The sequence below is a fragment of the Nocardia sp. NPDC057663 genome (genome assembly GCF_042799895.1).
In the GTDB taxonomy this organism is placed as follows: Bacteria; Actinomycetota; Actinomycetes; order Mycobacteriales; family Mycobacteriaceae; genus Nocardia.
The window spans coordinates 103,430-127,642 of record NZ_JBHVHX010000018.1 but is presented as its reverse complement, the minus strand read 5'-3'; the positions used below and the strand labels follow the sequence as shown (position 1 = coordinate 127,642).

At 69.9% G+C, this 24,213-nt stretch carries 23 protein-coding genes; 12 read left to right on the top strand and 11 right to left on the bottom strand.

Annotated features, from left to right (window positions below; translation table 11 throughout):
• Positions 1-23: 23 nt before the first annotated feature.
• On the top strand, positions 24-425 hold the full coding sequence (locus ACFVAV_RS28330; RefSeq protein WP_379038560.1) for a YccF domain-containing protein: 402 nt from the start codon (positions 24-26) through the stop codon (positions 423-425).
• Here ACFVAV_RS28330 and ACFVAV_RS28325 read toward each other — a convergent pair whose 3' ends face one another.
• Positions 426-863, bottom strand: a complete 438-nt coding sequence (locus ACFVAV_RS28325; protein WP_379038559.1) for a MarR family winged helix-turn-helix transcriptional regulator — start codon at positions 861-863, stop codon at positions 426-428.
• A 62-nt stretch (positions 864-925) separates the two neighbouring features.
• On the opposite strand from ACFVAV_RS28325, the gene ACFVAV_RS28320 reads away from it, so the two are divergent.
• On the top strand, positions 926-1,186 hold the full coding sequence (locus ACFVAV_RS28320; RefSeq protein ID WP_379038558.1) for a DUF2530 domain-containing protein: 261 nt from the start codon (positions 926-928) through the stop codon (positions 1,184-1,186).
• Here ACFVAV_RS28320 and ACFVAV_RS28315 read toward each other — a convergent pair.
• Positions 1,183-3,234: a neutral/alkaline ceramidase gene (locus ACFVAV_RS28315; RefSeq protein WP_379038556.1), complete on the bottom strand. Its 2,052-nt coding sequence runs from the start codon at positions 3,232-3,234 to the stop codon at positions 1,183-1,185. The two genes, ACFVAV_RS28320 and ACFVAV_RS28315, sit on opposite strands and share 4 nt — an antisense overlap.
• 118 nt (positions 3,235-3,352) lie before the next feature.
• Here ACFVAV_RS28315 and ACFVAV_RS28310 point away from each other — a divergent pair, with 118 nt between their 5' ends.
• The gene (locus ACFVAV_RS28310; RefSeq protein ID WP_379038554.1) at positions 3,353-3,979 is read left to right on the top strand and encodes a TetR/AcrR family transcriptional regulator; all 627 of its coding nucleotides are present in this window, start codon (positions 3,353-3,355) and stop codon (positions 3,977-3,979) included.
• Here ACFVAV_RS28310 and ACFVAV_RS28305 read toward each other — a convergent pair.
• Together ACFVAV_RS28305 and ACFVAV_RS28300 are read right to left on the bottom strand one after the other, a co-directional pair.
• Entirely contained in the window at positions 3,976-6,864 is a 2,889-nt protein-coding gene (locus tag ACFVAV_RS28305) for a sacsin N-terminal ATP-binding-like domain-containing protein (protein ID WP_379038553.1), read from the bottom strand. The two genes, ACFVAV_RS28310 and ACFVAV_RS28305, sit on opposite strands and share 4 nt — an antisense overlap.
• Before the next feature lie 44 nt (positions 6,865-6,908).
• Positions 6,909-8,648 carry a DUF3027 domain-containing protein gene (locus ACFVAV_RS28300; protein WP_379038552.1) on the bottom strand — a complete coding sequence of 580 codons (1,740 nt, stop codon included), beginning with the start codon at positions 8,646-8,648 and terminating at the stop codon, positions 6,909-6,911.
• A 17-nt stretch (positions 8,649-8,665) separates the two neighbouring features.
• Between ACFVAV_RS28300 and ACFVAV_RS28295 the strand changes: the two genes are divergently transcribed.
• From ACFVAV_RS28295 to ACFVAV_RS28285, 3 genes are all read left to right on the top strand, one after another.
• On the top strand, positions 8,666-9,442 hold the full coding sequence (locus ACFVAV_RS28295) for a glutaminyl-peptide cyclotransferase (RefSeq protein ID WP_379038551.1): 777 nt from the start codon (positions 8,666-8,668) through the stop codon (positions 9,440-9,442).
• A gap of 67 nt (positions 9,443-9,509) precedes the next feature.
• A complete protein-coding gene (locus ACFVAV_RS28290; protein ID WP_379038550.1) occupies positions 9,510-11,351 on the top strand; it encodes an MFS transporter in 1,842 nt (613 codons plus the stop codon).
• On the top strand, positions 11,348-11,863 hold the full coding sequence (locus tag ACFVAV_RS28285) for a DUF2771 domain-containing protein (RefSeq protein ID WP_379038549.1): 516 nt from the start codon (positions 11,348-11,350) through the stop codon (positions 11,861-11,863). Before ACFVAV_RS28290 ends, ACFVAV_RS28285 begins: the two co-directional genes overlap by 4 nt.
• Before the next feature lie 48 nt (positions 11,864-11,911).
• Here the strand turns inward: ACFVAV_RS28285 and ACFVAV_RS28280 are convergent, their stop codons facing one another.
• Positions 11,912-12,331: a cold-shock protein gene (locus ACFVAV_RS28280; RefSeq protein WP_379038575.1), complete on the bottom strand. Its 420-nt coding sequence runs from the start codon at positions 12,329-12,331 to the stop codon at positions 11,912-11,914.
• 160 nt (positions 12,332-12,491) lie between these two features.
• Here ACFVAV_RS28280 and ACFVAV_RS28275 point away from each other — a divergent pair, with 160 nt between their 5' ends.
• On the top strand, positions 12,492-12,725 hold the full coding sequence (locus ACFVAV_RS28275) for a hypothetical protein (protein ID WP_379038548.1): 234 nt from the start codon (positions 12,492-12,494) through the stop codon (positions 12,723-12,725).
• 373 nt (positions 12,726-13,098) lie between these two features.
• Positions 13,099-13,707 carry a transglycosylase family protein gene (locus tag ACFVAV_RS28270; RefSeq protein ID WP_379038547.1) on the top strand — a complete coding sequence of 203 codons (609 nt, stop codon included), beginning with the start codon at positions 13,099-13,101 and terminating at the stop codon, positions 13,705-13,707.
• A gap of 66 nt (positions 13,708-13,773) precedes the next feature.
• On the opposite strand, the gene ACFVAV_RS28265 is transcribed toward ACFVAV_RS28270, so the two are convergent.
• Entirely contained in the window at positions 13,774-13,965 is a 192-nt protein-coding gene (locus ACFVAV_RS28265) for a hypothetical protein (RefSeq protein WP_378852503.1), read from the bottom strand.
• 39 nt (positions 13,966-14,004) lie between these two features.
• Between ACFVAV_RS28265 and ACFVAV_RS28260 the strand changes: the two genes are divergently transcribed.
• Positions 14,005-16,305 (top strand): helicase-associated domain-containing protein, encoded by a 2,301-nt coding sequence (locus ACFVAV_RS28260; protein ID WP_379038546.1) that lies wholly within the window; start codon positions 14,005-14,007, stop codon positions 16,303-16,305.
• Positions 16,306-16,315: 10 nt separating this feature from the next.
• On the opposite strand, the gene ACFVAV_RS28255 is transcribed toward ACFVAV_RS28260, so the two are convergent.
• Entirely contained in the window at positions 16,316-16,825 is a 510-nt protein-coding gene (locus ACFVAV_RS28255) for a hypothetical protein (protein ID WP_379038545.1), read from the bottom strand.
• A 109-nt stretch (positions 16,826-16,934) separates the two neighbouring features.
• Here ACFVAV_RS28255 and ACFVAV_RS28250 point away from each other — a divergent pair, with 109 nt between their 5' ends.
• Positions 16,935-17,795: a hypothetical protein gene (locus tag ACFVAV_RS28250; protein WP_379038544.1), complete on the top strand. Its 861-nt coding sequence runs from the start codon at positions 16,935-16,937 to the stop codon at positions 17,793-17,795.
• Positions 17,796-17,897: 102 nt separating this feature from the next.
• Here ACFVAV_RS28250 and ACFVAV_RS28245 read toward each other — a convergent pair whose 3' ends face one another.
• The 4 genes from ACFVAV_RS28245 to ACFVAV_RS28230 form a co-directional block, all read right to left on the bottom strand.
• On the bottom strand, positions 17,898-18,290 hold the full coding sequence (locus ACFVAV_RS28245; RefSeq protein WP_379038542.1) for an SgcJ/EcaC family oxidoreductase: 393 nt from the start codon (positions 18,288-18,290) through the stop codon (positions 17,898-17,900).
• A gap of 235 nt (positions 18,291-18,525) precedes the next feature.
• Positions 18,526-19,917, bottom strand: a complete 1,392-nt coding sequence (locus ACFVAV_RS28240) for a M1 family metallopeptidase (protein WP_379038540.1) — start codon at positions 19,915-19,917, stop codon at positions 18,526-18,528.
• Between the two features lie 71 nt (positions 19,918-19,988).
• Entirely contained in the window at positions 19,989-20,654 is a 666-nt protein-coding gene (locus ACFVAV_RS28235) for a DUF3239 domain-containing protein (RefSeq protein WP_379038539.1), read from the bottom strand.
• 134 nt (positions 20,655-20,788) lie between these two features.
• A complete protein-coding gene (locus tag ACFVAV_RS28230; RefSeq protein ID WP_379038538.1) occupies positions 20,789-22,450 on the bottom strand; it encodes a DNA repair helicase XPB in 1,662 nt (553 codons plus the stop codon).
• A gap of 374 nt (positions 22,451-22,824) precedes the next feature.
• On the opposite strand from ACFVAV_RS28230, the gene ACFVAV_RS28225 reads away from it, so the two are divergent.
• Together ACFVAV_RS28225 and ACFVAV_RS28220 are read left to right on the top strand one after the other, a co-directional pair.
• Positions 22,825-23,421, top strand: a complete 597-nt coding sequence (locus ACFVAV_RS28225; protein WP_379038574.1) for a LysE family translocator — start codon at positions 22,825-22,827, stop codon at positions 23,419-23,421.
• A gap of 97 nt (positions 23,422-23,518) precedes the next feature.
• Entirely contained in the window at positions 23,519-24,208 is a 690-nt protein-coding gene (locus ACFVAV_RS28220; RefSeq protein ID WP_379038537.1) for a trimeric intracellular cation channel family protein, read from the top strand.
• The last annotated feature ends 5 nt before the right edge of the window (positions 24,209-24,213 follow it).

Sequence of the window (24,213 nt, the reverse complement as noted above, 5' to 3'; positions counted from 1 at the left end):
GACAATCCTGGCATGATGGACGTATGAAGATCGTACAGTTGATCTTGAACATCCTGTGGGTGGTGCTGTGCGGCTTCTGGATGGCCCTGGGCTATCTGCTGGCGGCACTGATCTGCTTCATCCTCATCATCACGATTCCGTTCGGGATCGCCTCGTTGCGGCTCGCCGGGTATGTCTTCTGGCCCTTCGGCCGCACGGTGGTCGGCAAGCCGAGCGCGGGCGCCGGCTCGCTGATCGGCAATGTGATCTGGTTCATCTTCGCCGGCTGGTGGCTGGCGCTGGGCCATATCGTCACCAGCATCGCCCTGGCGATCACGATCATCGGACTGCCGTTCGCCTGGGCGAACCTCAAGCTGGTGCCGCTGTCGCTGTTCCCGCTCGGCCACGAGGTGGTCAACGCCGACGACGCGCGCGCCTCGCACTGATCACTCGGATTCGGCGACGATCTGGTTCATGATCTCGACGGCCCGGTCCAGGATCTCGATCTGCTCGGGCTGCAGGCGCGAGAGCTGATCGGTCATCCACGCCTCGCGGGCGTGCGTCTCGTCGGCGACGAGCGCGCGCCCGGCCGGTGACAGCGACACGATGATCTGCCTGCCGTCGGTCGGGTGCGGGCGGCGCTGCACCAGATCCAGGTCGGTCAGCGAGGCGATGACGCGCGTCATCGACGGCGGCTGCACCCGCTCCTTGCCTGCCAGCACCCCGGGCGTCATCGCGCCATCACGCGCCAGCGTCGCCAGAGCCGACAGCTGGGTGAGCGAAATCTGCGCGTCGGCACGGCGGCCGCGCAGGTGTCGCGTGAGCCGTACGACGGCCAGTGAGAGATCACCGGCCAGGGCACGGACGTCCGATGGCGTTGTCACAGTGCAGAACTCTACGGTACGGCCGCGCCCCCTGACGGGTTTCACGCGGCTACTGTTTGGGTATGGATATCGGCCACGTCAGTTCCGAGATGCCCGCGCTGCCCCGACGTCTGGTAGATCCGCGGCCGGTCGTCATCGTCGGTTTCGCCGCCTGGCTCGTGGCCGCGGCGCTGGTGTGGCTGAATCCGGCCTGGTCAGAGGCCCGGCCAGTATGCCTGATGGGCCTGGCGGTCGGCGTGCTCGGCCTGTCGATCTTCCTCGCGCAGCGCCGGTCCGCCCGGCGCGGCGACAAGGGCGCCCAGGTGGGGCTGGGGACCGACTAACCGGTCACCTCGAATTCTGCGCTGGTCCCGGTGACGGGACGCAGCGCCCCGTCGACGCCAAGCGCGTCGGCGTAGTGCACGAACCGGTGCACCCCCGGTATGGCCGCCGCGGGGATGTCCCAGGTGAATCTGGCGATCGAGATCGCGTCGCCTTCCTTGCGCCAGTGGAATCGCACGTCCCACTCCCCCTCGTTGGCCACCCGCACCCAGTCGCCGGCGCCCGTGCGGCGCTGCACCGCCAGGAAGGTGTCGCCGCGGCGCGGATTGTGTTTCGGATGGGCCGAGATGAACTCGACCGCCACCCGCTCCCCGCGCGGACACTGCGCGGGCGGCTGCACGAGGACGTCGCCGAAGGCGCGGCCCTGCGGTGTCGCGTCCGGGCCGGGGGTCGAGGCGAAGTTCGGTTGCAGTGCCGAGACATCGCGCGGGGCCGGACCGCGGCCGATCGCCCCGCCCGCCACGAACGCCTCGGCCAGCCGGGTGAATTCCTGTAGGTACGCGCCCAGCGTGTAGCGCCCGAACAGCGTCGACGCGCCCTCGTACTGCTGCGCGTCGTACTCCTCTGGCGTGGTGACGTATTCGTGGTAGGAGTTCGCGTAGCCCTGCAGCAGCACCTGTTCCGGGTCGACGCCGAGCGCCGTCGCCACCGCCCGCCGCACCCGCAGGCCCGCGACGATGGTGAATTCCGCACCCGCGGCGGCCAGATAGAGCCCGCCGATCCGGATCAGCTGGATCGGCACCACATTCGGCACCCACGGCACCGGCGGGAGCAGACCGAGCGGCACCGCGATCGCCTTGGGCGCCTGGGCATCCGCGAGCCAGGCCGGAGGTAGCTGGTCGACCCCGCCGAGGAAGTCCACCAGCGGATTGCGTACGCCCTCGGGAATCGGCCCGCCGGGCAGGCCTGGACCGTCCTCGACGCTGCCTGCGATCAGCGAGACGCCCGCGGCGGCGGGCGAGGTGCGCCGCGGTGCGCCGTCGGGAGTGAAGCGGCCGTCGACCGCGAGGTCGGCCAGGTCGATGTAGCACAGCAGCGAGTCGACCGCGCCCGCCATCGAACTGGCCTGCTTCGCAGCCGCTTTCGATGCCGCGTACTGGCGTTCGCCGAGGATCCTGGTGTTCTCGAACTCGTCGGTGGTCGGCCCGTCACCCGGCGCGAGGTTGAGATTGGGCGACATGTCACCGGCATTGGTCTGCGCGAACGCGGCAATATAGGACGCTGCGCCGTCGAGATGGCGCACGCCGTGCTCGATGTGCTCGGCGGCGAAGCTGGCGTAGCCCTTGTTGTCCGAGCTGATCAGGCGGTTCGCGTTGGTCATCGAGGTGTTGTGGGTGGCGAACCAGGTGAGCGCGCCGACCTCGCGGCCCGCCCGGGCGAAGACCAGCGTGGTCACCGCCGGGTCGACGGCGCCGGGGAACACCGCGCGCTCGGCCGCGGGATTGCGCTCGAAGGCGACGCGGGAACGGTTCACGCTGGCATCGTGCAATTCGGCGCGACCCAGCGCGATCGTGCCGGGACCGAAGTCGGCGTCGGCCGCCACGATCGCTTCGATGATGCCGTCGACCTCGGCGTCGTACACCTGCTGCTGAAATCCGAGCGTCGCCAGCGTGTAGGCGTAGTCGTGCGCGGAACCACCACAACTGGAATGGGTGTGCGTGGAGGTGAGCACGACATTTCGCTCGGTATAGCGATCACCGAATCGCTGCGCGAGCGCGAACAGCACACCGCGATGGACCGATCCGAACACCGCGCCGTTCTCCACCGCGACGTAGGCGATCCGATTTCCGCCGGAGCCGATCACGAACGCGCGCGCCCGCGGGCGCAGATGAATTCCCGCGGTGGCCTGATCGAGTTGCGAGTAGCCCATCATGCCGCATTCCGCGGCGGGTCCGGTGAGATCGGCGATACCCAACCCGAATTCGAACCCGTCCGGTTTCGGATTCGCGTGCGCGGTGGGCGTTCCCGTGCCGGCGAGCGTGGCGACTACCGGGACGGCGGCCACACCCAGCGCCGAAGCGGTGAGAACAGTACGGCGGGACAAGGGCATCAGGGACTCCTTCGCAACTTCCGTTTCGGAGACAACCACATCAACTGGTCACATGTCCAGTACTTTCTCGCGGACCGGCGAATTGACTGTTTGCCACGCGAGCGCTTAACTCGCACACGTGTCCTCCCGATTGAGCGTCGAAGAACGACGAGCCCACCTGATCGAGGCAGCGATCGGTCTCGCCGAGAAAAAGGGCGTCGCGGGCGTGACCACCCGCGATGTCGCCCAAGCGGCAGGTGTTTCGCTTGGTGTGGTGCATTACTGTTTCGAAAACAAGGATGCGCTGATGACCGAGCTGGTCAAAGCGTTGTCCATGGAATTGCGCGATTCCGTCGATGCGGATGATTCGATCTGGACGGATGCCGGAACAGGAAAAGAAGCGCTTCAGAAATTGGTGCGCGGCGGCCTCGAACTGATGTGGCGCAACATCGAAGCCACCCCGGAACGTCAGCTGCTCACCTACGAAACCACCACCTACGCACTGCGCGAGGGTGAGTCGACACCGGCCAAGATCGCGATCGCCCGCGAGCAGTACGCGTTCAACGACAGCACCGTCGCCGACGTGATCGACCACAGCCGGGAAGCGACCGGCACCCAGTGGAACATCCCCGTCACCGACCTGAGCCGGTTCATCCTCAATGTCATCGACGGCATCGTGCTGCGCTGGCTGGTCGACGACGACAGCGAAGCCGTGCAGACCCAGCTCGATCTGCTCGCCGAGATGGTTGTCGCGCACGCGAGCTAGCCGCGCGGCACCTGGACGTGCACGGCGTCGTCGGTGTGCCACCACGGCACCCGCACCGTGCCCGACAGCGCACCGCGCAGATACACCTCGAGGGTGTCGTGCAGGACCAGGTCGCCGGCCGTGTCCGCCGGCGACCACAGCTGACGCAGCACCACGCCGAGCGGGTCGGCGGCCCAGGTGGTTCGCCTGCCGGTGCCGAGTACCTCGGCGCTGACCTCCGCCGAGACCAGCGGCAGATCGAGCAGGGACGCCAGCGCGCCCGCATGGGCGGTGTCGCCGGCCACCAGCCGCTCCGGCGGGACGACCAGGCCGAAGCAGGGCTGGTCGAGGACCATGGCGGTGCCCGCGTCGACGACCGCGCCGGACAGCGCGCGGACCTGCTCGGGGAGATCCAGTTCGCGGGGATCGAGCGCGCCGGATTCGACGGCGGCGGCCAAGCGGGCGTGGGTGTGGGCGATGACCTCGGGCGCCGGTGTTTTCGACGGATCGGCGAGGGCGTCGAGGAGTTCCTCGGCCAGTTCGGCCGACATCACGTCCGGGCGGACCAGGATCGGTCGCAGGACATCCAGATCCGGCCCTTCGATGCCGTCGACGTCGAAAGCCGGGAGCAGGCCCGCGAATTCGTCGTCAGCGGGGTGCCGCAAGCGGCCGAGGGTGATGCCGTCGATGTGGGCGTGGCGGTGCAGCCACCAGGCGGTGTAGCCGTCGCGGTCGGCGAGCAAGGCGCGGGTGCGCGGTTCGGACAGCAGCTGGCGAAGCGCTGCGGGCCAGCGGTTCTCGTCGACCAGATCGAGGTCGCGGACGGCGGCGAGCTCGCGGGGGTCCGCGGAAAGGCTGTCCCACCAGTCGTGTTCGTCGTCGAGATCGTGGTCGGGGCCGACCGGATCGGGGTCGGTGAGCACCGCGAAGTCCCAGCCGACGCCGATCGCGCGCAGGGCCTGTTCGCCGTACTCGGCGACCACGTCGTCGGCGACCGTGCCGAACGGCGAGTCCGCCTCCAGGACGGCGGCCAGCGGGGCACCGGGGAGCAGCAGTTCGTCGGCGGGGCGTAGTTCGCCTGTGTCGTCGGGCAATTCGAGCAGACCGAGCCAGGAGAGCAGCAGCTCCGGGGTGGCGAACGGGGCCAGGTGCAGGACCGCGTCGACCGTGTCGGGATCGGCCGGGTCGTGCTCGAGCAGGTCGTGCAGGCCCGGATCGGTGAGCAGGTCCTCCGCGGTGGCGCTGCGGGCGCCCAGGCGGGCCAGCAGGGCATGCGTGGCGCCGGGGTGCACCAGGCGGGCCCAGTGCACCGGGACGGCGACGGTGAGCTGGTCGTCGAGCACGACGGTGCGCGGGCCGGTGACAAGCCTGCCGTCCGCGAGCGGCACCGCGAGCGCACCGAACTCCTCGGCGGTCACGGTGTCGACCACGAACGGTTCGAGCGCGGCGTAGAACCGCTGCCACCAGTGCGGTTCCCGATCCAAGCCGCTCGACAGGTCGGCCAGGGCGGCGGGGCCGAGACGATGCACGTCGAGGACGGACAGCTTCTCCTGCTGGGCGCGGCCCGAGAGCTCCGGGATCACCAGGGGGCCGGTGATCTCGGCGAGCAGAGCGGCCAATTCCGGGGTGAGGTCGGGGAATACGCTCGCGCGGTTCGGGATGCCACAGGGGGTGGCAGCTGAGTCTGCACCGGTATGCCCAGGCGTAACGGGTGCGGATGTTCCGTGCGCGTCGTCGGCGGTGGACCCGGCAGCCACATCGAATGCAAGGACATCTACGGCAGTCGCGGACCCGGCCGGCGCACCGGGCACGAAGTCATCGGTACCAACGTCGGCTCGGCCGGTACTGGAGGTGGGACAGACGGGGAGCCAAGGGTGGGTGCGGAGTTCGGTGGTGACGGCTTCGCGGAGGAGGCTGTCGGCTTCGCTGCGGGCGAAGCCGGGGGCCGGGACCAGGACGAGGCGGTCGCGGGGTGGGAGGGCGCGGGCGAAATCGGCGTAGCCGGTGGCGATTTCGGTGAGGCGGGCACCGGGGAGGAGGCGGCGGCGATCGGGCTGCATGGGGACGTCGGCGACCAGGATCGCGGGGAGCGACAGTTCCTCGTCGGAGCGGGTGGGTGCGCGCAGGACGTCGGGGGCGGCGGCGACGGGGCGGCCGTCGCGCAGGGGCAGCAGCCAGCGGGCTCTGGGGGTGCTGTACTGCCACCAGCGCTGGGTGGTGCCACCGGACTGGGTGATCGACAGCTCGGTGAGGCCGTCGGTGCCGATGTCGGTGACGGTGCTGGTGAACTCCGCGTCAGCGATCCGGATGCGGCGCAGGGCAGGGAGTTCCAGGAGGAGATCGGGTGCTTCTGCGCGCATCGCGTCGAGCAGGGCGTCAGCGTCCACGTCGTCGCGCAGGTGGATGACGATCTCGGTGTCGGCACCGGCGACCGGGGTGGTCGGCACGGGCCAGGCCAGGCGCAGCACCGGTGGCGCGATCGCCGCCAGGTCGTCAGGGATCTGGATCCCGATGTCGTGCAGTGCGTTCAGCGTCGCGACACGGGAGAAGCGGATCGATCCGGACGTGGAGCGAACTTCGATCTCGTCGCCGACGGACCGCACCGCCGTGAAACCGACACCGAACCGCCCGACCTGCTCGCCATCGGTCTTCCCCGACGCGCGTAGGGCGGTGAGCGCATGCACACCGGAAACACCCAGCGGCACACCGGTATTGGCGACATGCAGGCGCCCGTCGAGCACCCGCACGGTGAGCTCGCCCGCAACCCCCGCCTTCGCCGCGGCGTCGGCGGCATTCTGCGCGAGCTCGGTGAGCACCCGGTCCCGGTAGCCCGCGGCCACCAGATCGGCCTCGCTCGCACTGTCCTCGCGCAGCCGAGTAGGCGAATCCCGCCAGGCGGCAAGCACTCCGGCACGCAGCTCCGCGGTGCCGAAGGGATCCGCCGAACCGTTCAGCGCGCCACCGGCGATCCGTGCTCACTCACCGAATTGCCCGCACCCTCGGCACCGGGCTCGCTGGCCACAGCCTCATCGGCAGGCGCACCGTTCGCGGTGCCTTCACCGACCGCTTCGGAACCAGCCTCGGCACCCGAAGCAGATTCGGCCGCGCCCTGTTCGGCCACGGCCTCCGGTCCGTCGGCCACAGCCTCCACGCCCGACACAGAATCGGCCCTGACCTGTTCGGCACCAGCAGAATCCGCCTCAGCAGCCGTACCAGCCGCAACATCGGTGCCCGAGGCGGGTTCAGCCCCAACACCCGAGGCGGGTGCCTCCGTGGCGGCCGGGTTGGATTCCGTCGCAGCCTCAGCGCCAGAAGCAGATTCGGCCACGACGTCGTCGGCGCCGGTCGGAGTTGCGCCCGCGGTCACCTCGGCGTCAGCCTGCGACTCCGTGGCGACGGTCTGGCCTGACTCCGCTTCGTCACCAGAGGCGGCGCTCTGCGCCTCCGCGGTGGGTTCGGCGGCCGCGGCAGGTTCAGCATCCGACGGCGTCTCAGCGGCAACCTCGGCGTGCGCGGTGGGGGCCTGCGGTTCGGTGGCGACAGCGGTCGGAACGGCTTCAGCCTCGTCGGTCTTCGCCTCGGCCGGAGCTTCCGCAACGGCAGCCTCGGCACCTGCGGCGGACGCAGCTTCCACGGCGACGGCCTCAGCACCCGAGTCGGACACAGCCTCCACGGCGACGGCCTCAGCACCCGAGTCGGACACAGCCTCCACGGCGGCAGCCTCGGCCTCCGGGGCAGACGCAGCGGCAGTCTCCGTAGCCGACGCAGACTCGGCATCCGCGATCAGCTCTGCGGCGACGACCTCGTCGGCCGACTCCGGGCGGGCGCCTTCGGCGCGTGCCGCGCGTTCGGCGGCGGCCGCGTCCGCTGCTTCCGCCTCGGCGGTCTCCTGCGAGTCGCTGGGCTGTGCGGGCTCGGCGGGAGCCGCTTCCACGGCGGCAGGCCGCGCGATCTCGACGAAATCCACGGCGTGGTCGTCGAAGGCTTCGTAGCGGGGTGAACCGTTGCCGCTGGGGGCGATCACGTCGGAGTGCGCGCCGCAGCCGTATTCGACGTGGACGACGTGGCCGTCGGCGCCCATCGCGTTGCCGCAGACGCCGAAGGATTCGCGCAGGGCGCCTGCCAGGGGCAGGTAGAAGCCGCACAGGCCGCAGGTGGAGGGGGCGGCCTTCGCCATCTCGGTGTCGGGGCCGAACTCGGTGTACCAGCGCTGGGCGGCTTCGAGGCGGCCTTCGAGGCTGAGCACCTGGGTGCGGCCGAGGCCGACCTCGTGGGCCACCTCGTCGACGACCGGGTCGCCGGTGGCCAGGTAGCCGGGGACCAGACGCGGATCGTCGGCGGGCGGGGCCAGCAGGTCGCCGGGGCCGAGGTCGCCGGGGCGGACGCGCTGCTCCCACGGGATGAAGTCGGGGGAGATCAGGGCGTCGGGGCCGGGCAGCAGCGCCGACTCGCTGACCGTGGCGTATTCGGCCTCCGGCGGCGCGGCGACGACGACGGCCCACTGCCAGCCGCGGTAGCCGGGCAGGGTCGCCTCGAACCGGTGGGTGGCCGCCGTCTCGTCCTCGGCGCTCACCCCCAGATGGGCTCCTACCCCGTCGGGCTCCAACTCGACGAGCGCACGACGTGCGACTTCGGCCGCATCGGCCAGAACAGGACGCACGCCGGACTCCGAAACAGATACTGCGCTCACGGCATACATTTTGCCGTATGAAGTGCAATCGGAGTTCGTTGGCCGTCGCAGTGCTGGTCAGCATGCTCGGCGCGGCGGCTTGCGGCGGCTCCGGAGAGCCCGAGCCGGTGCGCTGGCGCGTGGAGGTGATCGGCTCGTCACCGCACGATCCGCAGGCTTTCACCCAGGGTCTCGAGGTCGTCGACGGCATCCGCTACGAGAGCACCGGCATGTGGGGCGTGTCGAGCGCGCGGGCCGCCGATCAGGCCACCGGCGCGGAGACCGCGCGCGCCGACCTGCCCACCGCGATGTTCGGGGAGGGGATGACCAGGGCGGGTGGCATCGTCTGGCAGCTGACCTGGCAGGACGAGGTCGCCATCGCGCGCGACCCGGTCACCCTGGCCGAGACCGGCCGCGTCCGCTACGAGGGCGAGGGGTGGGGCCTGTGCGCGCAGCCGCAGCGGCTGGTGATGAGCGACGGCACGCCCACCCTCACCTTCCGCGATCCGGTGACCTTCGCGGAAACGGGCTCGGTGACCCTGACCGGCTACCGCGACCCGCAGCCGAACGAGCTGGACTGCGCCCCCGACGGCACGGTGTACGCCAACAACTACCCCTCCGACGAGATCCTGCGGATCGACCCGGACACCGGCCGGGTGCTGGCCGTCATCGAGGCGGGCGGCTTGCTCAGCCGCGGCGAGCGGGCGGGCACCGATGTCCTCAACGGCATCGCGCATCTGCCGGGCACCGACCGGTTCCTGCTCACCGGCAAGTACTGGCCGCGCCTGTTCGAGGTGCGGTTCGTGCCGAAATGACGCAGTGTGGCCGACACTGCCGCGCCGCGAGTGAACGCCGAGCCCCCGCGTGCGCCAGAATTGGACTGTGACTACGCCCCGCGAACCATCCGGTCCCGACCGTGGTCGCCGGGACGGTACCGCCGCGGGCACCCCACCCGGCCGACACCCCGGCTTCGGGCAGTACCCGCCGCGCGCGGGCGAAACCGGTCACGACGAACAGCCGCGGCGGCCGCGCAAGGTCTTCCCCCGCCCCGACTCTCCTGATCCGCCGACGGTCAGGTCGAGGAGCCTGTTCCGGCGTGGCAAGGCGGACCCGGGTTCCGTGCCGACCACGCCGTTGCGTGGCGCACCGGCCGGACCTGATGCACCAGGTGAGCGACGCCCCGCGGACGACAGCGGCAAACGCGCCGCTCCGCCGCCGACCCGCCCGCTCCCCCGCGACGAGCCCGTCGACGACCGAGCCGAGCAGCGGATCCCGCGCAAACTCACCGTGACCCGCGTCGCCGCCATGCGCAGCAGGGAACTCACCGAACGCGGCTTCGCGACCTTCCAGCGCGCCGCCAAGGCCGACGGCGCCGACCAGTCCGGCCTGACCGCGCTCACCTACGCCACGATGGCCAACTTCGCGCTCGACGCCGCGATCGCCGTCTCCCTGGCCAACACCCTGTTCTTCGCCAGTGCCACCGCCGAGTCCAAGACGAAGGTGGCGCTGTACCTGCTGATCACGATCGCCCCGTTCGCGATCATCGCGCCGCTGATCGGGCCGCTGCTCGACCGGTTGCAGCGTGGTCGCAGGCTGGCCCTGGCGACGACGTTCGGGCTGCGCGCGATCTTGGCGGCGCTGTTGATCTTCGAGATCGACACGTGGGGGTTGTATCCGCTGGCCCTGTGCATGATGGTCGGCTCGAAATCGTTCGCGGTACTCAAGAGCGCGGTCACGCCGCGCGTACTGCCACCGGATATCGATCTGGTCCGCACCAACTCACGATTGACCGTGTTCGGCCTGGTCGGCGGCACTATCGGCGCGGGCGCGCTGGCCGCGCTGACCGCTGTGATCGCTGGCTCCACCGGCGCGCTGGTGCTGGCCACCGGCATCGCCGTGGGTGGCGCATACCTGAGTCTGCGGATTCCGTCGTGGGTGGAGGTGACCGAGGGCGAAGTGCCCGCGACGCTGAGCTATCACGGCCACGACGCGCACACCGAGGTGCTGGAGCCGGGTCAGGAGTCCTCGGTGCCTGCCAGGAAACGGCGTCAGCCGCTGGGCCGGGCGGTGGTCACCGGACTGTGGGGCAACAGTTCCATTCGCGTGCTCACCGGCTTCCTGACCTTCTACATCGCCTTCGTCGCCAAGGGTTCCGGCGGCAGCCCGACCGAACAGGCGGCCATGCTCGCGGTGGTCGGCGTCGCGGCGGGCGTCGGCAATTTCGGCGGCAACGCGACCGGCGCCCGGCTGCAACTGGGCAGGCCCTCGCTGGTGGTGCTCGGCTGTACCGCCGCGTGCACCGCGGTCGCGCTGTTCGCGATGCTGACCGGCAATCTGTTCGGCGCCGCCTTCGCGGCGCTGGTCGCGTCGGCGGCGAGCGCCCTGGCGAAGGTGTCGCTGGACGCCGCGATCCAGGACGACCTGCCGCCGGAGTCGATCGCCTCCGGTTTCGGCAGGTCGGAGACGGTATTGCAGCTGAGCTGGGTGATCGGCGGGGCGGCCGGTGTGCTGTTGCCGATCGAATTCTGGAAGGGTTTCGCGGTGATCAGCGTGATCCTGGTGGCCGGCCTGATCCAGACCTTCGTCAGCTACGCCGGGCATTCACTGTTGCCCGGGCTCGGCGGCAACCGTCCGCAGCACGCCGAGCAGGAAGTGCCAACCACCCATCCGCACCGGGTCGGCCCCGGTGCGGTTCCGCGAGGGACAGGAGACCCCATCCGGTGAGCAAGCTCAACGTCCGCACGATCTTCGCGCTGGTCGCGGCAGGCTTGGTCGCCGTCGCCGCGGTGACCGCCGGGCTGGTCGCGTACGCCGTGTCGAAGGCGCCCGAGCACGAACCGCAGATCACCGCGTACGCGCACGGCGAGACCATCACCGTCGACCCGTTCATGTACTGCACCGTCACCATGCAGGACTGCCGGTACGGCGAGACCGCCGAGCTGGCGGTCCAGTCGGGCAAGCCCGTGCAGATCTCGCTGCCGGACCAGATCTCCGAATCGCCCTGGCTGGTACAGCTGATCTATCAGCGCCCCTCCGGCGAGCAGGTCGACCGGGTGCTCAGCTTCGCCGACTACCCCGCGGGCATCCGCGCGCTCACCATCGAATCCCAGCCCGAGCCGGACCTGCGCCTGATCGGCATCGAGGTGCAGCTGCCGATTCTGGCCCGCGACATCGCAACCGGCCGCGAGAGCTACATCCCGCACGCCGCCTGGTCGATCAGCACGCCGGAGGTATAGCGCCAAAAGCCCCGGCCTCGCGGGGAGGCCGGGGCGGAAAAGCCGGAGCTAGTGGTCGAGTTCGCGGGCGACCGCGCGGACGACCTCGGAAATGCGCTGGGACAGCTTGCGATCCGGGTACTTGCCCCGGCGCAGGTCCGGCTGGACCTTGGTCTCGAGCAGCGTGATCATGTCCTCGACCAGGCCGTGCAGCTCGTCGGGCGACTTACGCGGGCCCGCGTCCTTGCGGGCAGGCTGCTGGGTCTGGTTGCCGCGCATGGTCGGCGGCGCCTCGAGCAGCTTCAAGCTGAGCGCCTGCGGGCCACGGCGGCCCGCGGCCATGCCGAATTCGACGCGCTGGCCGGGCTTGAGCCCTTCGACGCCCTCGGGCAGCGCGGAGGAACGGACGTAGACGTCCTCGCCCTCGTCTTGGGAAAGGAAGCCGAAGCCCTTTTCGACGTCGTACCACTTCACCCGGCCGGTCGGCACTGCGCTCACCCGTTCATCATTCGACACCCGGACCCTTGTGGTCCGGGTTACTTCGTACTTTGTCGCGAAAAGAACGCGCCCCACAGCAAGGCAGGACGCGATGTGTCCAGAGTCTACCCCGGTGGCTATACCGCGAGCACATCAGTTTTACGGTGCAACGGTGACCAACACACCTCCGCCCGCGGGCGGCCCCCGGCGTCCGAGTGATCGCCTGCTGCACCTCGCCGTCGCGCTGTTCGGGATCGGGATCCTGGCCGTGGTCGCGATCTTCGTGACGCCGATCGTGTCGGACAGCTCGCCGGGGCTGTGGTTGTACTGCCTGGCGATGCTCGCGCCGGTCGGTTTCCTGCTCGGCCTGGTGTTCGCGTTGTGGTCGGGCCGTCGCGCGCGTTGACGCGTCAACCGGTTACCCCGGCGAATCAATGCCCAGACAGAGGTGTGATCCTCGTCACATAACGGCAAGGTCACGAAGTGAGCGTGCAACTGCCGCGCACACCTGACACCGCGACAACCTGCGCGGACGCCTCCGGGATCACCCTGAGACCACCCCGATGCCCACCCGCACACGCCGGTTACCAAATAGTGACTTTCGCCGCTGTCCGTCGTACCGTTTCTCTCAGCCGGGGCAACCCCCGGAACCACCGGCCCGCCGCACCGAACCTCACCCCGCGGGTACCGGACCCCGATTGGAATCAGGGGTGAGAGCGGACCGGGAGACCTCTCAGTCCGGACCACATGCAGGTGCGCACGAGAGGGAGAAACCCGATATGAGTGGACGCCACCGCAAGCCGACTTCCACCGGCCGCACTGTCGCCAAGGTCGCCGTCACCGGCGCCATCATCGGCACTGCCAGTGCAGCTTTCGCAGGAAACGCCAGCGCGGCCCCCGACTCCGACTGGGATAGCCTCGCGCAGTGTGAAGCCGGCGGCAACTGGGGCATCAACACCGGCAACGGCTACCAGGGTGGGCTGCAGTTCTCGCCCTCCACCTGGAACGCACACGGTGGTGGCGAGTACGCCGCCACGGCCAACCAGGCCAGCCGCGAGCAGCAGATCGCGGTCGCCGAAAAGGTTCTCGCTTCGCAGGGTTGGGGCGCTTGGCCCTCCTGCTCGTCCAAGCTGGGTCTGAGCAGCGGCCCGACCGAGCGCATCGCTCCCTCGGCCCCGAGCTGGGTCCCGCAGGTCAACGTCCCGCAGGTGCAGGATCCGAGCCAGGAAGTCTTCCAGGCCGTCGACCGCGCGCTCGCCGTCGTGCAGCAGCAGGGTGTCGCCGTGCCGCAGCAGGCGCTCGATTTCTTCAACTCGGCCAAGGGCACTCAGCTCGACCCGGCCGTGATCGACTTCTTCGAGGCGAACAAGGGCCTGCTGCCCTCCTGATCGCCCCCGCAGACAACAAGAGCCCGCATCCCCCAGGGATGCGGGCTCTTGTCTTTCGCGTCCGAACTACACCCGGTTGATGACAGTCTGCGGGTGGATATACGGCAGCTTGGCCGCCGGGACGGGAAACTCGGTGTCCTCACCGAAGGGCGAGAGATTACCGGCGCGGGTCGCCGACAGTTCGGTCACGGCGTGCTCGCCGTCGGCCACCTGCGGCCAGCCGTTGTCGACGTAGGGTTTCTTCGATTTGTTCACCACGGCCTCATTCTGGCATACGCACAACGTAGGCTGGATCGGATGATCGCGACGGACTCCCTCGCCGATTGGCTCGGTGCGCGCACCGACGTCCAGCTGGTGAAATTGCTGCAGTTGCGGCCCGATCTGGCGGTGCCGCTGCCCGCGTCCATGTCGGTGCTCGCGGTGCGCGCCCAGCAGCGGGCCTCGGTGCTGCGCGCCGCCGACGACCTCGACACGCTCGAGTTCGCGATCATCGAGGCACTCACGGTCGACGAGGACGCGCGCACCATCGGCACCGCGATCACGCCGCTGTCCAAGACCACGCTGCACGCGCAGCTGAAGGACCGGGTCACCAAGGTCGCGTTCACCGCCGCGCTGACCCGCCTGCTCGACCGCGCGCTGGTCTGGCAGACCGGCGACAGCCTGCACCTGTCGCCCAGCGCCGCCGAAGCCCTCCCCTGGCCGCTCGGCGCGACGACGGCGCTGCCGGACGCGCTCACCGAGCCGGAGGTCACCACCGCGCTGACACAGGCGAGTCCGGCCGAACGGGCGCTGCTGGAGAAGCTGGCCAGCACGGGCCCGCGCGGCCGCACCAGGGATGCCGCGCCCGGCACGCCCGCCGACCGTCCGGTGCCGCGCCTGCTGGATGCGAGGCTGCTGCACCGGATCGACGACGAGACGGTCGAGCTGCCGGTGACGGTCGGTCAGGTGCTGCGCGGCGAACCGGTCACCGACCCGCATGCCCTGGCCCCGCCGAAGCCCACGCTGACCAGGCACGCGCCCGCCGAGGTGAACGCGGTCGGCGCGGGTGAAGTCGGTGAGCTGCTGCGCGATTGCGCCGATCTGCTCGACGCGCTGGGCCGCCTGCCCGCCCCCGCGCTGCGCGCGGGTGGGCTCGGGGTGCGCGAATTGCGCAGGCTGGCCAAGCAGACCGGCGTCGACGAGCCGCGCACCGGCCTGCTGCTGGAGTTGCTCGCCGCCGCCAAGCTCGTGGAGAAGGGCCTGCCCGAGCCGATGCCGGACCTGGACACCACCGACGACTTCTGGGCCCCCACCCCCGCCGCCGACGCCTGGCTCGACGCGCCGCCGGCGACCCGCTGGGTGCTGCTGGCACAGGCCTGGCTGGACCTGGACCGCATGCCCTGGATGATCGGCCTGCGCGACGCCGCCGACAAGCCGATCGCCGCGCTCTCGGCGGAGCTGCGCATCCCGCACGCCGTGCGTGACCGGCACGCGATCCTCAGCCTGCTCGCCGAATATCCGAGCGGCACCGCGCTGTCCGCGTCCGATATCGGCAAGCTGCTGGCCTGGCGGATGCCGCGCAGGCGCAGGCACTTCCGCCTCGACGCGGTCACCGCGACCCTCGCCGAGGCCGCCACGGTCGGCCTGCTCGGCCGCGGCGCGCTCGATTCCGCCGCCAGGGCCCTGCTGCACGGCGCGCCCACCAGCGTCGCCGACGCGGAGGCCGAGATGGCCGCGGCTCTGCCGGAACCGGTCGATCACGTGCTCGTCCAAGCCGACCTGACGGTGATCGCCCCCGGCCCGCTCGTCCCCGAACTACGCGGCCGGATCGCGCTGGTCGCCGATGTGGAGTCGGCGGGCGCGGCCACGGTCTACCGGGTCGGCGACGCTTCGGTGCGCCGCGCGCTGGACGCCGGGATGACCGCCGCCGAACTGCACGCCCTGTTCGCCGGCCATTCCCGCACGCCGGTCCCCCAGTCGCTGACCTATCTCATCGACGACGTCGCCCGCCGCCACGGCCAACTGCGCGCGGGCATGGCCCAGTCGTTCCTGCGCAGCGACGACCCGGCCCTGCTCGCCCAGGTCCTGGCCGCACCGGTGGCCGACATCCTGGCCTTGCGCGCGATCGCGCCGACCGTCGCCATCGCCCTCGCCCCACTGGGCGAGCTGCTCGACCAGCTGCGCGCGGCCGGTTTCGCCCCGGCCGGTGAGGATTCCGCGGGCGCGATCGTCGACCTGCGCCCGCGCGGCGCCCGCATCGCCGTCCGCCCGCTGGCCCGCAAGCCCTACCGCCCGAGCCCCCCGAGCGACGAGCAGTTGTCCCTGCTGGTCACCGAACTCCGCGCGGGCGAACGCGCCGCGGGTGCCCGCACCGGCCAGTCCGTGCGCACCGACGGCACCCGCACCGGCACCGCGGCCACCCTGGCCCTGCTCCAGCTGGCCGCCAGGGTGGGCCGCCCGGTGAATATCGGCTACGTCGACGCCCAGGGCGTCGCCAGCCAGCGCGTGGTCGAACCGGTCCGCGTCGGCAACGGCCAACTCGACGCCGTCGACCCCGTCACCGGCGCGACCCGCCACTTCACCCTCCACCGGATCGCGTCGGTCGCCCTTCTGGACTGACGCTCCAGGATTACGGCTTGGCCATGCAGAAGGTGGCCTTCGGGTCGGTCACTGTGCGGAACTGGGTCGCGTCGGTGCCGCACTGGAGTTCGTCGGCCACCCCGTCGATGCGCTTGACGACCTTGAACGTGGCCTCGGGCGCGGTGCAGGCGACAGCCTCGGCGGGACGCTTGCCCGCGTCGGCGTAGCAGCTGCCCTGGGCGAAGTTGGGGGCCAGGCAGAGCCCGGTCTTGGTGTCGCCGACGGTGCCGTTGAAGGTGGCGTCCTCGACGGCGCAGGTCAGCGGGGCCGTGCCGACCTGCGCGATCCGGTAGTTCGACGTCGCCGCCGAGCAGTCACCGACGCTGGCCTTCATCGCGTCGGCCGCGTTGTCGGTGACCTCGACGCAGGCGCCCTTGGTAACCGCGCCCGCGGACGAATCGCTGTCCGACGAACAGGCGACGACCGCCCCGACCAGCGCGACCGTCGCCACGGGGGCGAGCACGATCCGCGCCAGCAGCCGCTTTCCTGGGAAAATCACTGAAAACCTCACTCACCGAACGGTTCAGGCATACATGACCGCCGGTGACGATACCCAAGCCGGTGTCGTCCGCGCTCAGCCACGTCGAACCCTGGCTACCATCACAAAGATGACCCTCGACGATGTCGCAGGCGAGCTGTACGGCCTCGACCCCGGCGACTTCGTGGCGACCCGCACCGAGCGGGCCGCCCAGGCGCGTGCCGACGGCGACCGCGACCTGGCCAAGGCCGTCACCGCGCTGCGCAAACCCACGGTCGCGGCGTGGACGGTCAACCTGCTGGCCCGGCACGCGCCGAAGGAGATCGCGGCGCTGCTCGACCTCGGTGACGCCCTGCGTTCGGCGCAGCGCCAGCTCTCCGGCGACAAACTCCGCGCGCTCGGCGCGCAACGCCAGCAAGTGGTCAACGCGATGACCAAGCGGGCGGCCGAACTGGCCGCCGAGCACGACCGTCCCGCGAGCGAACAGGTGCTGCGCGAGGTCGGCCAGACCCTCACCGCCGCGCTGGCCGATCCCGGCGTCGCCGATCAGGTCCGCGCGGGTGTCCTGCCCGCCACCGTCACCTACGACGGTTTCGGCCCGGCCGGGCTGGTCGCGATCACCGGCGGCAAGGCCGCAGCGCCCGCGAAGCGCGCGAGCACCCGCCGTTCCGGCAAGTCACCGGAGGACGTCGAGACGGCACGTCTCGCCGAGGCGAAGCAGGAACTCGACGACGCCGAATCCGGGCTCGAGACTGCCCGATCGGCTCGGGACGAGGCGGAAGCAGCTGCCGCACAATCGAAAACCGACCTCGACGCCATCGAGTCCCGCATCGACGAGTTGCGCACCGAACTCGAGCACGCCGAACAGCAGCGCCATTTCGCCCGCACCGCCGAGCATCGGGCACGCGGCGAATTGACTTCCGCACGTAGCCAATTCGAGCGAATGCAGCGATGGGCAGACCGCGCCCGCGCCCGCATGGAAGAGAAATAGTCAACCGCCCGTGCCGCACCCATCCCGCACTACCTGCCGTACGAGAAATGGCAGGCGACACAGGACATCATCTCCGCCGCCGCGGTCGACGCGCCCCACCCGCTACCCGATACTCACCGGGGTGTTCTGCCCGGTGCGGATACGCCATTCGCTCGCCCGCTGCTCGAGAGTCAAGATGATCACACCGTGCATCGGGTCCCGCGCCGAATCGTCGCTACCTCGTGTGCGTTGCCGCGCAACGACCTGCACGAATGTCGGTGCCAACTCGATAGTCTTCTCCAGGTGGTAGTGCACATTCACGTTGTGCAGTGGCCCGTTCGCGCCGAACACGAAGCGTTGTTTGGTCAGCAGCTCGTCCCGGCCGGCCGCCACACTGCCACTGAAGTTCACGAAAGTGCTGTCCTCCCAGAACAATGCGTTCATGCCGTCGGCGTCGTTGGAGTTGAATGCCCCTTCATACCGCTCCAGCACCCGCACTGCCGCATCGATCGTCATCGCTTCTCCTAGCTTCGGTTTGACGCAGTACAACCTAGACTAGAAGCTCGAGTGCACTTCAGGTAAAGCCCGCCGAGCTGGATCACATTCCGACATCGCTACGCACAGGGCAACCGCAAGCCCGCGCCGCACCGCCGACCCGCGCCCGCGTGGTGCTACGAACCCCACCTCCCAGCTGATGATCAAACCTGACCAGCAGCCAAGGAACCCCGAGTCTGATCGACGCCGCGGCGATTCAGCGCCCCAGCGTGCCCGGATACAGGAATGCCTCCCGCGGCGGCGACGTCGAATCCAGCCACTCGCCCAGGAATTCACCGAGCGGCATCGAAGTCCGGCTCTGCAGGAATTGCCGGAATTCCGGCATCGAGGCATGGCCGTCGCGGCGCGTACTCACGAAATCACGGATGGCCGTGAAGAATACGTCCTCGCCGAGCAGTTTGCGCAGGGCGTGCAGGAACAGCGGGCCGCGGTAGTAGACCGAGGTGAATTCGTCGCCCGCGCCGGGATTGGCGAGCGCGATCTCCCAGAACTCGGGCTCGTCCCGGAATTTCGCGATCGTCTCGCGGTATTTGGTGTCGACGTCGGCCTGCTCGACCCGCTCGATCCAGAGGTATTCGGCGGTGTAGCTGGCGAAGCATTCGTTGAGGCAGATGTCGGACCACTGCTTCACCGACACGGTGTCGCCCCACCACTGGTGGGCCAGCTCGTGCACCACGGTGTCCAGGTCCGCCCACGGCGCATAGGTGGGGCGGGTCTGGGTTTCCAGCGAGAACGGGATCACGGTGTCGACGTAGATGCCGCCCGCGACGTCGAACGGGTAGGGGCCGTACAGGTTTTCGAGGAAGTCGAGGATCTCCGGCAGACGCTGTTCGTCGTCGCGATTGCTCTCGGACTCCGGCGCGAAGGCGCTCAGCACCGGAGTGCCGTTCGCTCGCCGCTGTTCGAGGAAGGTGAAGTGGTCGACCGCGACCGTGGTCAGGTACCCGATGACCGGCTGCCTGGTCTCCCAGGTGGTGACGAGCCGGCCGTCGCGCACCTCGTGCACTGTGCGGTCACCGGTCGACATGACCTCCCAGTCGGCGGGCACGGTGGCGTGCAGGGTGAATGTCGCCTTGTCCAGTGGCGTGTCGTTGAGCGGATACCAGGTGCTCGCACTGTGCGGCTGGCCGACGGCGAACGCGCCGCCGCTGGGCGCGTAGGTCCAGCCCTCGCCCTCGGTGTCGGCGGTCTGACCGGCGTAGTCGACGACGATCCGCATCGGCAGGCCGGGCAACAGCGGGAGCAGCGGGGTGACGACCAGTTCGTGGTCGCCGTCGCGCGTGAACCCCGCCGGCTGCCCGTTCACCGTCACCATCAGCACTTCGGGGCCGCGGTAGTCGAGGTTGAACTGCGCCAGTGGCTGGGTCGCGCGGGCATCGATGCGCGCGGTGCCGCGCAGGAAATACGTGGACGGTTCGTAGTCGATCGTCAGGTCGTAGTGGGTGACGTCGTAGCCGCCGTTGCCGTCCATCGGGTAGTAGGGATCGCCCAGCCCCGGCGCGCCGATCAGCCCCGAATCCGCGTCGACCGGGCGGATACCGAGCATCAGTATCGCCAGGATCGCGCAGATGGAGGCCGACCATCGCATCTGGACAGACACCTTTCGCCGGATCGGGCCCCGCGGACACAGTCCATCGTCCCAGCCCCGCCGGGACGCTCCTAGCCCAGGTCGCCGGGCAGCTGCTGCGGGTCGAGCAGCAGGCGCTTGGTCGCCGTGCGCCGCACCCGCGCGGCCAGCGCCAGGTTCTCGGTGAGCAACTGCCATTCGATCTCGGTGATCTCGCCACGGGCCCGCTCGATCACCGCGCTGTCGCGGGTGCCCCAGGCGATCGGCATGGCGGTGACCAGCTGCCAGCGTTCGCCCACCTGCCGCGGCGCGCTGTCGGTGCGGACCGCGACCGCGGGCACCCGCTCACCCGGCTCGGACGCGTGGCCGGGCAGCGTGCGCACCTTGCGGGTGATCAGCGCCCAGCTGCGCGTCGTCGCCGTGGGCTCGGCGACGTCGACGAGGGCGAGCAGCACGATGCCGGACGGCTCGGTCTCGGTGACCACGGCGGGCACCAAAGCGCCGTCCTGGTACAGCTTTTCGATACTGGAGCGGTGCGGGGTCCACAGTGCGACCCACAGCGCGATCGCCGCCACGAGGACACACACCACCGCGAGCAGGTATCCCCATGCCTGCCCGCCCCACAGCAGGGCGGCCGTGGCCGCGACGGCGAGCCCGGCCACCAGCAGCGCGACCACGCGCATCCTGCGTAACCCGGTGAACGTCTCGTTGACCGCATGAGCGTGCTCACGGTCGACCACGAATTCGAAGCGGCGCACGGTTCCTTCCTAGCACAAGTTGCGGAGGTGTTGCCTCCACTTATCTGCTGGGGACTTCACCGCACGGTACCGCGATCCGACCTGGCGATCAGCGCTACGCGCCGTCCACACAGGCGATCAGCGGCTCGAGCAGATCAGTCACCGATCGGCGGTCCGAGCAGATCATCGGCATCGGTGATCCGGTACGCGTACCCCTGCTCGGCGAGGAACCGCTGCCGATGCGCGGCGTACTCGGCGTCGAGGGTGTCGCGGGCGACGACGGAATAGAAGTGCGCCTGTCCCCCATCCTGTTTCGGCCGCAACAGTCTACCGAGACGCTGGGCCTCCTCCTGGCGTGAGCCGAAGGTGCCCGAAACCTGCACCGCCACAGATGCTTCCGGCAGGTCGATGGAGAAGTTCGCCACCTTGCTCACCACCAGCACCGGCACGTCACCCGCCCGGAACGCGTCGAACAGCGCCTCGCGTTCCTTGTTCTTCGTCGCGCCCGTGATCACCGGGGCGTTCAGATCGATGCCGAGTTCCTCGAGCTGGTCCAGGTACGCGCCGATCACCAGCGTCGGCGCGTCCTTGTGCCGGGCCAGGATCGACTCGACCACCGGGATCTTGGTACGCGCGGTGGAGCACAGCTTGTAGCGCTCCTCCGGTTCCGCGACCGCGTACGCCATCCGCTCGGCGTCGGTGAGCGTGACCCGCACCTCGATGCAGTCGGCGGGGGCGATCCAGCCCTGCGCCTCGATGTCCTTCCACGGCGCGTCGTAGCGCTTCGGGCCGATCAGCGAGAACACATCGCCCTCGCGGCCGTCCTCGCGCACCAGCGTCGCCGTCAGGCCGAGCCTGCGCCGCGATTGCAGGTCGGCGGTCATCCGGAACACCGGCGCGGGCAGCAGGTGCACCTCGTCGTAGATCACCAGCCCCCAGTCGCGGCTGTCGAACAACTCGAGGTGCTTGTACTCGCCCTTGGTCTTGCGGGTGATCACCTGATACGTGGCGATCGTGACCGGGCGGATCTCCTTGCGCTCACCGGAGTACTCGCCGATCTCGTCCTCGGTCAGTGTGGTGCGCGCCAGCAGTTCCCGCCGCCACTGCCTGCCGGCGACCGTGTTGGTGACCAGGATCAACGTGGTCGCCTTGGCCTTGGCCATCGCGGCCGCGCCGACCATCGTCTTGCCCGCGCCACAGGGCAGCACGACCACGCCCGAGCCGCCCGCCCAGAACGAGTCGGCGGCCATCTCCTGGTAGTCGCGCAGATGCCACTTGGCGTCGGTGTAATCCAGGCCGATGTCGTGCGCCTCGCCGTCGACGTAGCCGGCCAGGTCCTCGGCGGGCCAGCCGATCTTCAACAGCATCTGCTTGATGTGGCCGCGCTCGGACGGATGCACGATCACCGTGTCGTCGTCGATGCGCGTACCGAGCATCGGCGCGATCTTCTTGTGCCGTAACACTTCCTCGAGCACCGCGCGGTCCAGGCTCACCAGGCATAAGCCGTGCGCGGGATGCTTGACCAGCTGGAGCCTGCCGTAGCGGCCCATCGTGTCGACGATGTCGACCAGCAACGGCTGCGGCACCGCGTAGCGCGAGAAGTTCACCAGCGCGTCGACGACCTGCTCGGCATCGTGACCGGCGGCGCGGGCATTCCACAGCGCCAGCGGCGTGATCCGGTAGGTGTGCACATGTTCGGGCGCACGCTCCAGCTCCGCGAACGGCGCGATGGCCTGCCGCGCGTTGCCTGCCAGCTCGTGCTCGACTTCGAGCAGCAGGGTCTTGTCGCTCTGCACAATCAAAGGACCGTCGGTCACAGTGCTCCTCGGCGGCCGGGGCCGCGGGTTCTGGGCCTCGCGACCCTCGACTCAGCACTCGAGACGGGCGCCTGCTGCGCATGCGCTTCGACTGCTGGGGCGAGGGGCAGCCCCGAACGGGCTCGTCAGCCCTGTGCGGGGTGCGTTCGGCCGGGATGTTTCTCCAGTGGGTACCGACGCGATGGGGCGCTTCGGCTGCCTTTGTCGATTGTACGGACCGGGGCCGACACGACCTGGGCTGATTCGGTCCCCCGCGCAGCGGCCCGGGTCCAGCAGACGCCGACTGGACCGCGACAAGGCCCGGCTGACCAGGTCAGACTCGATGAGTGCTTCAGACAACGGCGGTAATCGGGGTTGCGGCGGCGGCGCTCGGCATGGTGCTGACGCCAGGGCCGAACATGATGTATCTCGTATCACGGACGGTGGCGCAGGGGCGGCGAGCGGGGATGATCTCGCTGGCCGGGGTCGCGGCAGGGTTCGGGGTGTATCTGCTGGCCGCCGCGGCGGGGATCACGGCGGTGTTCGCGGTGGTTCCCGGCCTGTATGTGGGGATCAAGCTGGCCGGCGCCTGCTATCTGCTGTGGCTGGCCTGGCAGGCGGTGCGACCGGGTGGAGTGTCGGTGTTCGCGCCCGCCGACCTGCCGATTGATCCGGCGCGACGGCTGTTCACCATGGGATTCGTCACCAATCTGCTCAATCCGAAGATCGCGATCATGTACATGGCGCTGATCCCGCAGTTCGTCGATCCGGAGCGCGGGACGCTGTGGTTGCAGAGCCTGTCGCTCGGGGCGGTCCAGATCTCGGTCGCGCTCACCGTCAACGCTCTGATCGTGCTCGGCGCGGCCGGTCTGGCCGCCTTCCTCACCGCGCGGCCGCTCTGGCTACGCACCCAGCGGTACCTGATGGGGACCGCGCTCGGCACCATCGCGGTGCTGCTCGCCACCGACAAGGCGCGTCCCGCGCCGGCCTGAGCTCTCCGCCCACCGCGCGACACGGTGAGGCCGGGTGGCCGGCGGTGCACTCCTGCGTGTCACGCTGCTGGGTGGATCGGGCGAGAAGGAGTGAGCGGTGAGCGTTGGGGTGCTGGTGGCGGCGGTCGCGACCGGGCCGTCGGTGACGGAGCTGGATTCCGCGGTGACCGCGGTGCATCACGGCGGTGAGCTGCTCGGGGTGATCTCGTTCGCCGCCTCCGGTGCGCTGGTGGCCGTCCGCAAGCGGCTCGACCTGTTCGGGATGGCGGTCCTGGCCTGCGCGACCGCGCTCGGCGGCGGCATCGTGCGCGACCTGCTGATCGGGCGCACGCCGCCCGAGGCGTTCACCGACCTCACCTACCTGTCCGCGTCCCTGCTGACTGCCTTCGTCCTGTACTTCATCGCGCCCTCGCCCCGGCTCACCAAGGGTCCGCTGGAGATCGCCGACGCGATCGGGCTCGGCCTGTTCTGCGTCACCGGAACCGTGATCGCCGACTCGGCGGGCCTCGGCGCGCCCACCGCCGCGCTGCTCGGCTTGACGACCGCCATCGGCGGCGGCGTCCTGCGCGACGTGCTCAGCGGCGAGGTGCCTCGCGTCCTTCGCCCCGATCAGGACCTCTACGCCATCCCCGCCCTGTTCGGCGCGGCCACCACCGCTACCCTGCTGCACTTCGACCTGTACCGGGCGTGGACCGGGCTGCTCGCCGCCGCCGGGGCCATCGGCTTCCGGCTGCTGGCCCGCCACTACCAGTGGCACGCGCCGCTAGCTCGCCACGCGCGTGACTGAGCCGA

Coding starts and splice junctions, on each gene's coding strand:
- ACFVAV_RS28330 (WP_379038560.1), top strand. CDS start 24: ATGAAGATCGTACAGTTGATCTTGAACATCCTGTGGGTGGTGCTGTGC.
- ACFVAV_RS28320 (WP_379038558.1), top strand. CDS start 926: ATGGATATCGGCCACGTCAGTTCCGAGATGCCCGCGCTGCCCCGACGT.
- ACFVAV_RS28315 (WP_379038556.1), bottom strand. CDS start 3,234: ATGCCCTTGTCCCGCCGTACTGTTCTCACCGCTTCGGCGCTGGGTGTG.
- ACFVAV_RS28295 (WP_379038551.1), top strand. CDS start 8,666: ATGAAGTGCAATCGGAGTTCGTTGGCCGTCGCAGTGCTGGTCAGCATG.
- ACFVAV_RS28270 (WP_379038547.1), top strand. CDS start 13,099: ATGAGTGGACGCCACCGCAAGCCGACTTCCACCGGCCGCACTGTCGCC.
- ACFVAV_RS28260 (WP_379038546.1), top strand. CDS start 14,005: ATGATCGCGACGGACTCCCTCGCCGATTGGCTCGGTGCGCGCACCGAC.
- ACFVAV_RS28250 (WP_379038544.1), top strand. CDS start 16,935: ATGACCCTCGACGATGTCGCAGGCGAGCTGTACGGCCTCGACCCCGGC.
- ACFVAV_RS28245 (WP_379038542.1), bottom strand. CDS start 18,290: ATGACGATCGATGCGGCAGTGCGGGTGCTGGAGCGGTATGAAGGGGCA.
- ACFVAV_RS28240 (WP_379038540.1), bottom strand. CDS start 19,917: ATGCGATGGTCGGCCTCCATCTGCGCGATCCTGGCGATACTGATGCTC.
- ACFVAV_RS28225 (WP_379038574.1), top strand. CDS start 22,825: ATGGTGCTGACGCCAGGGCCGAACATGATGTATCTCGTATCACGGACG.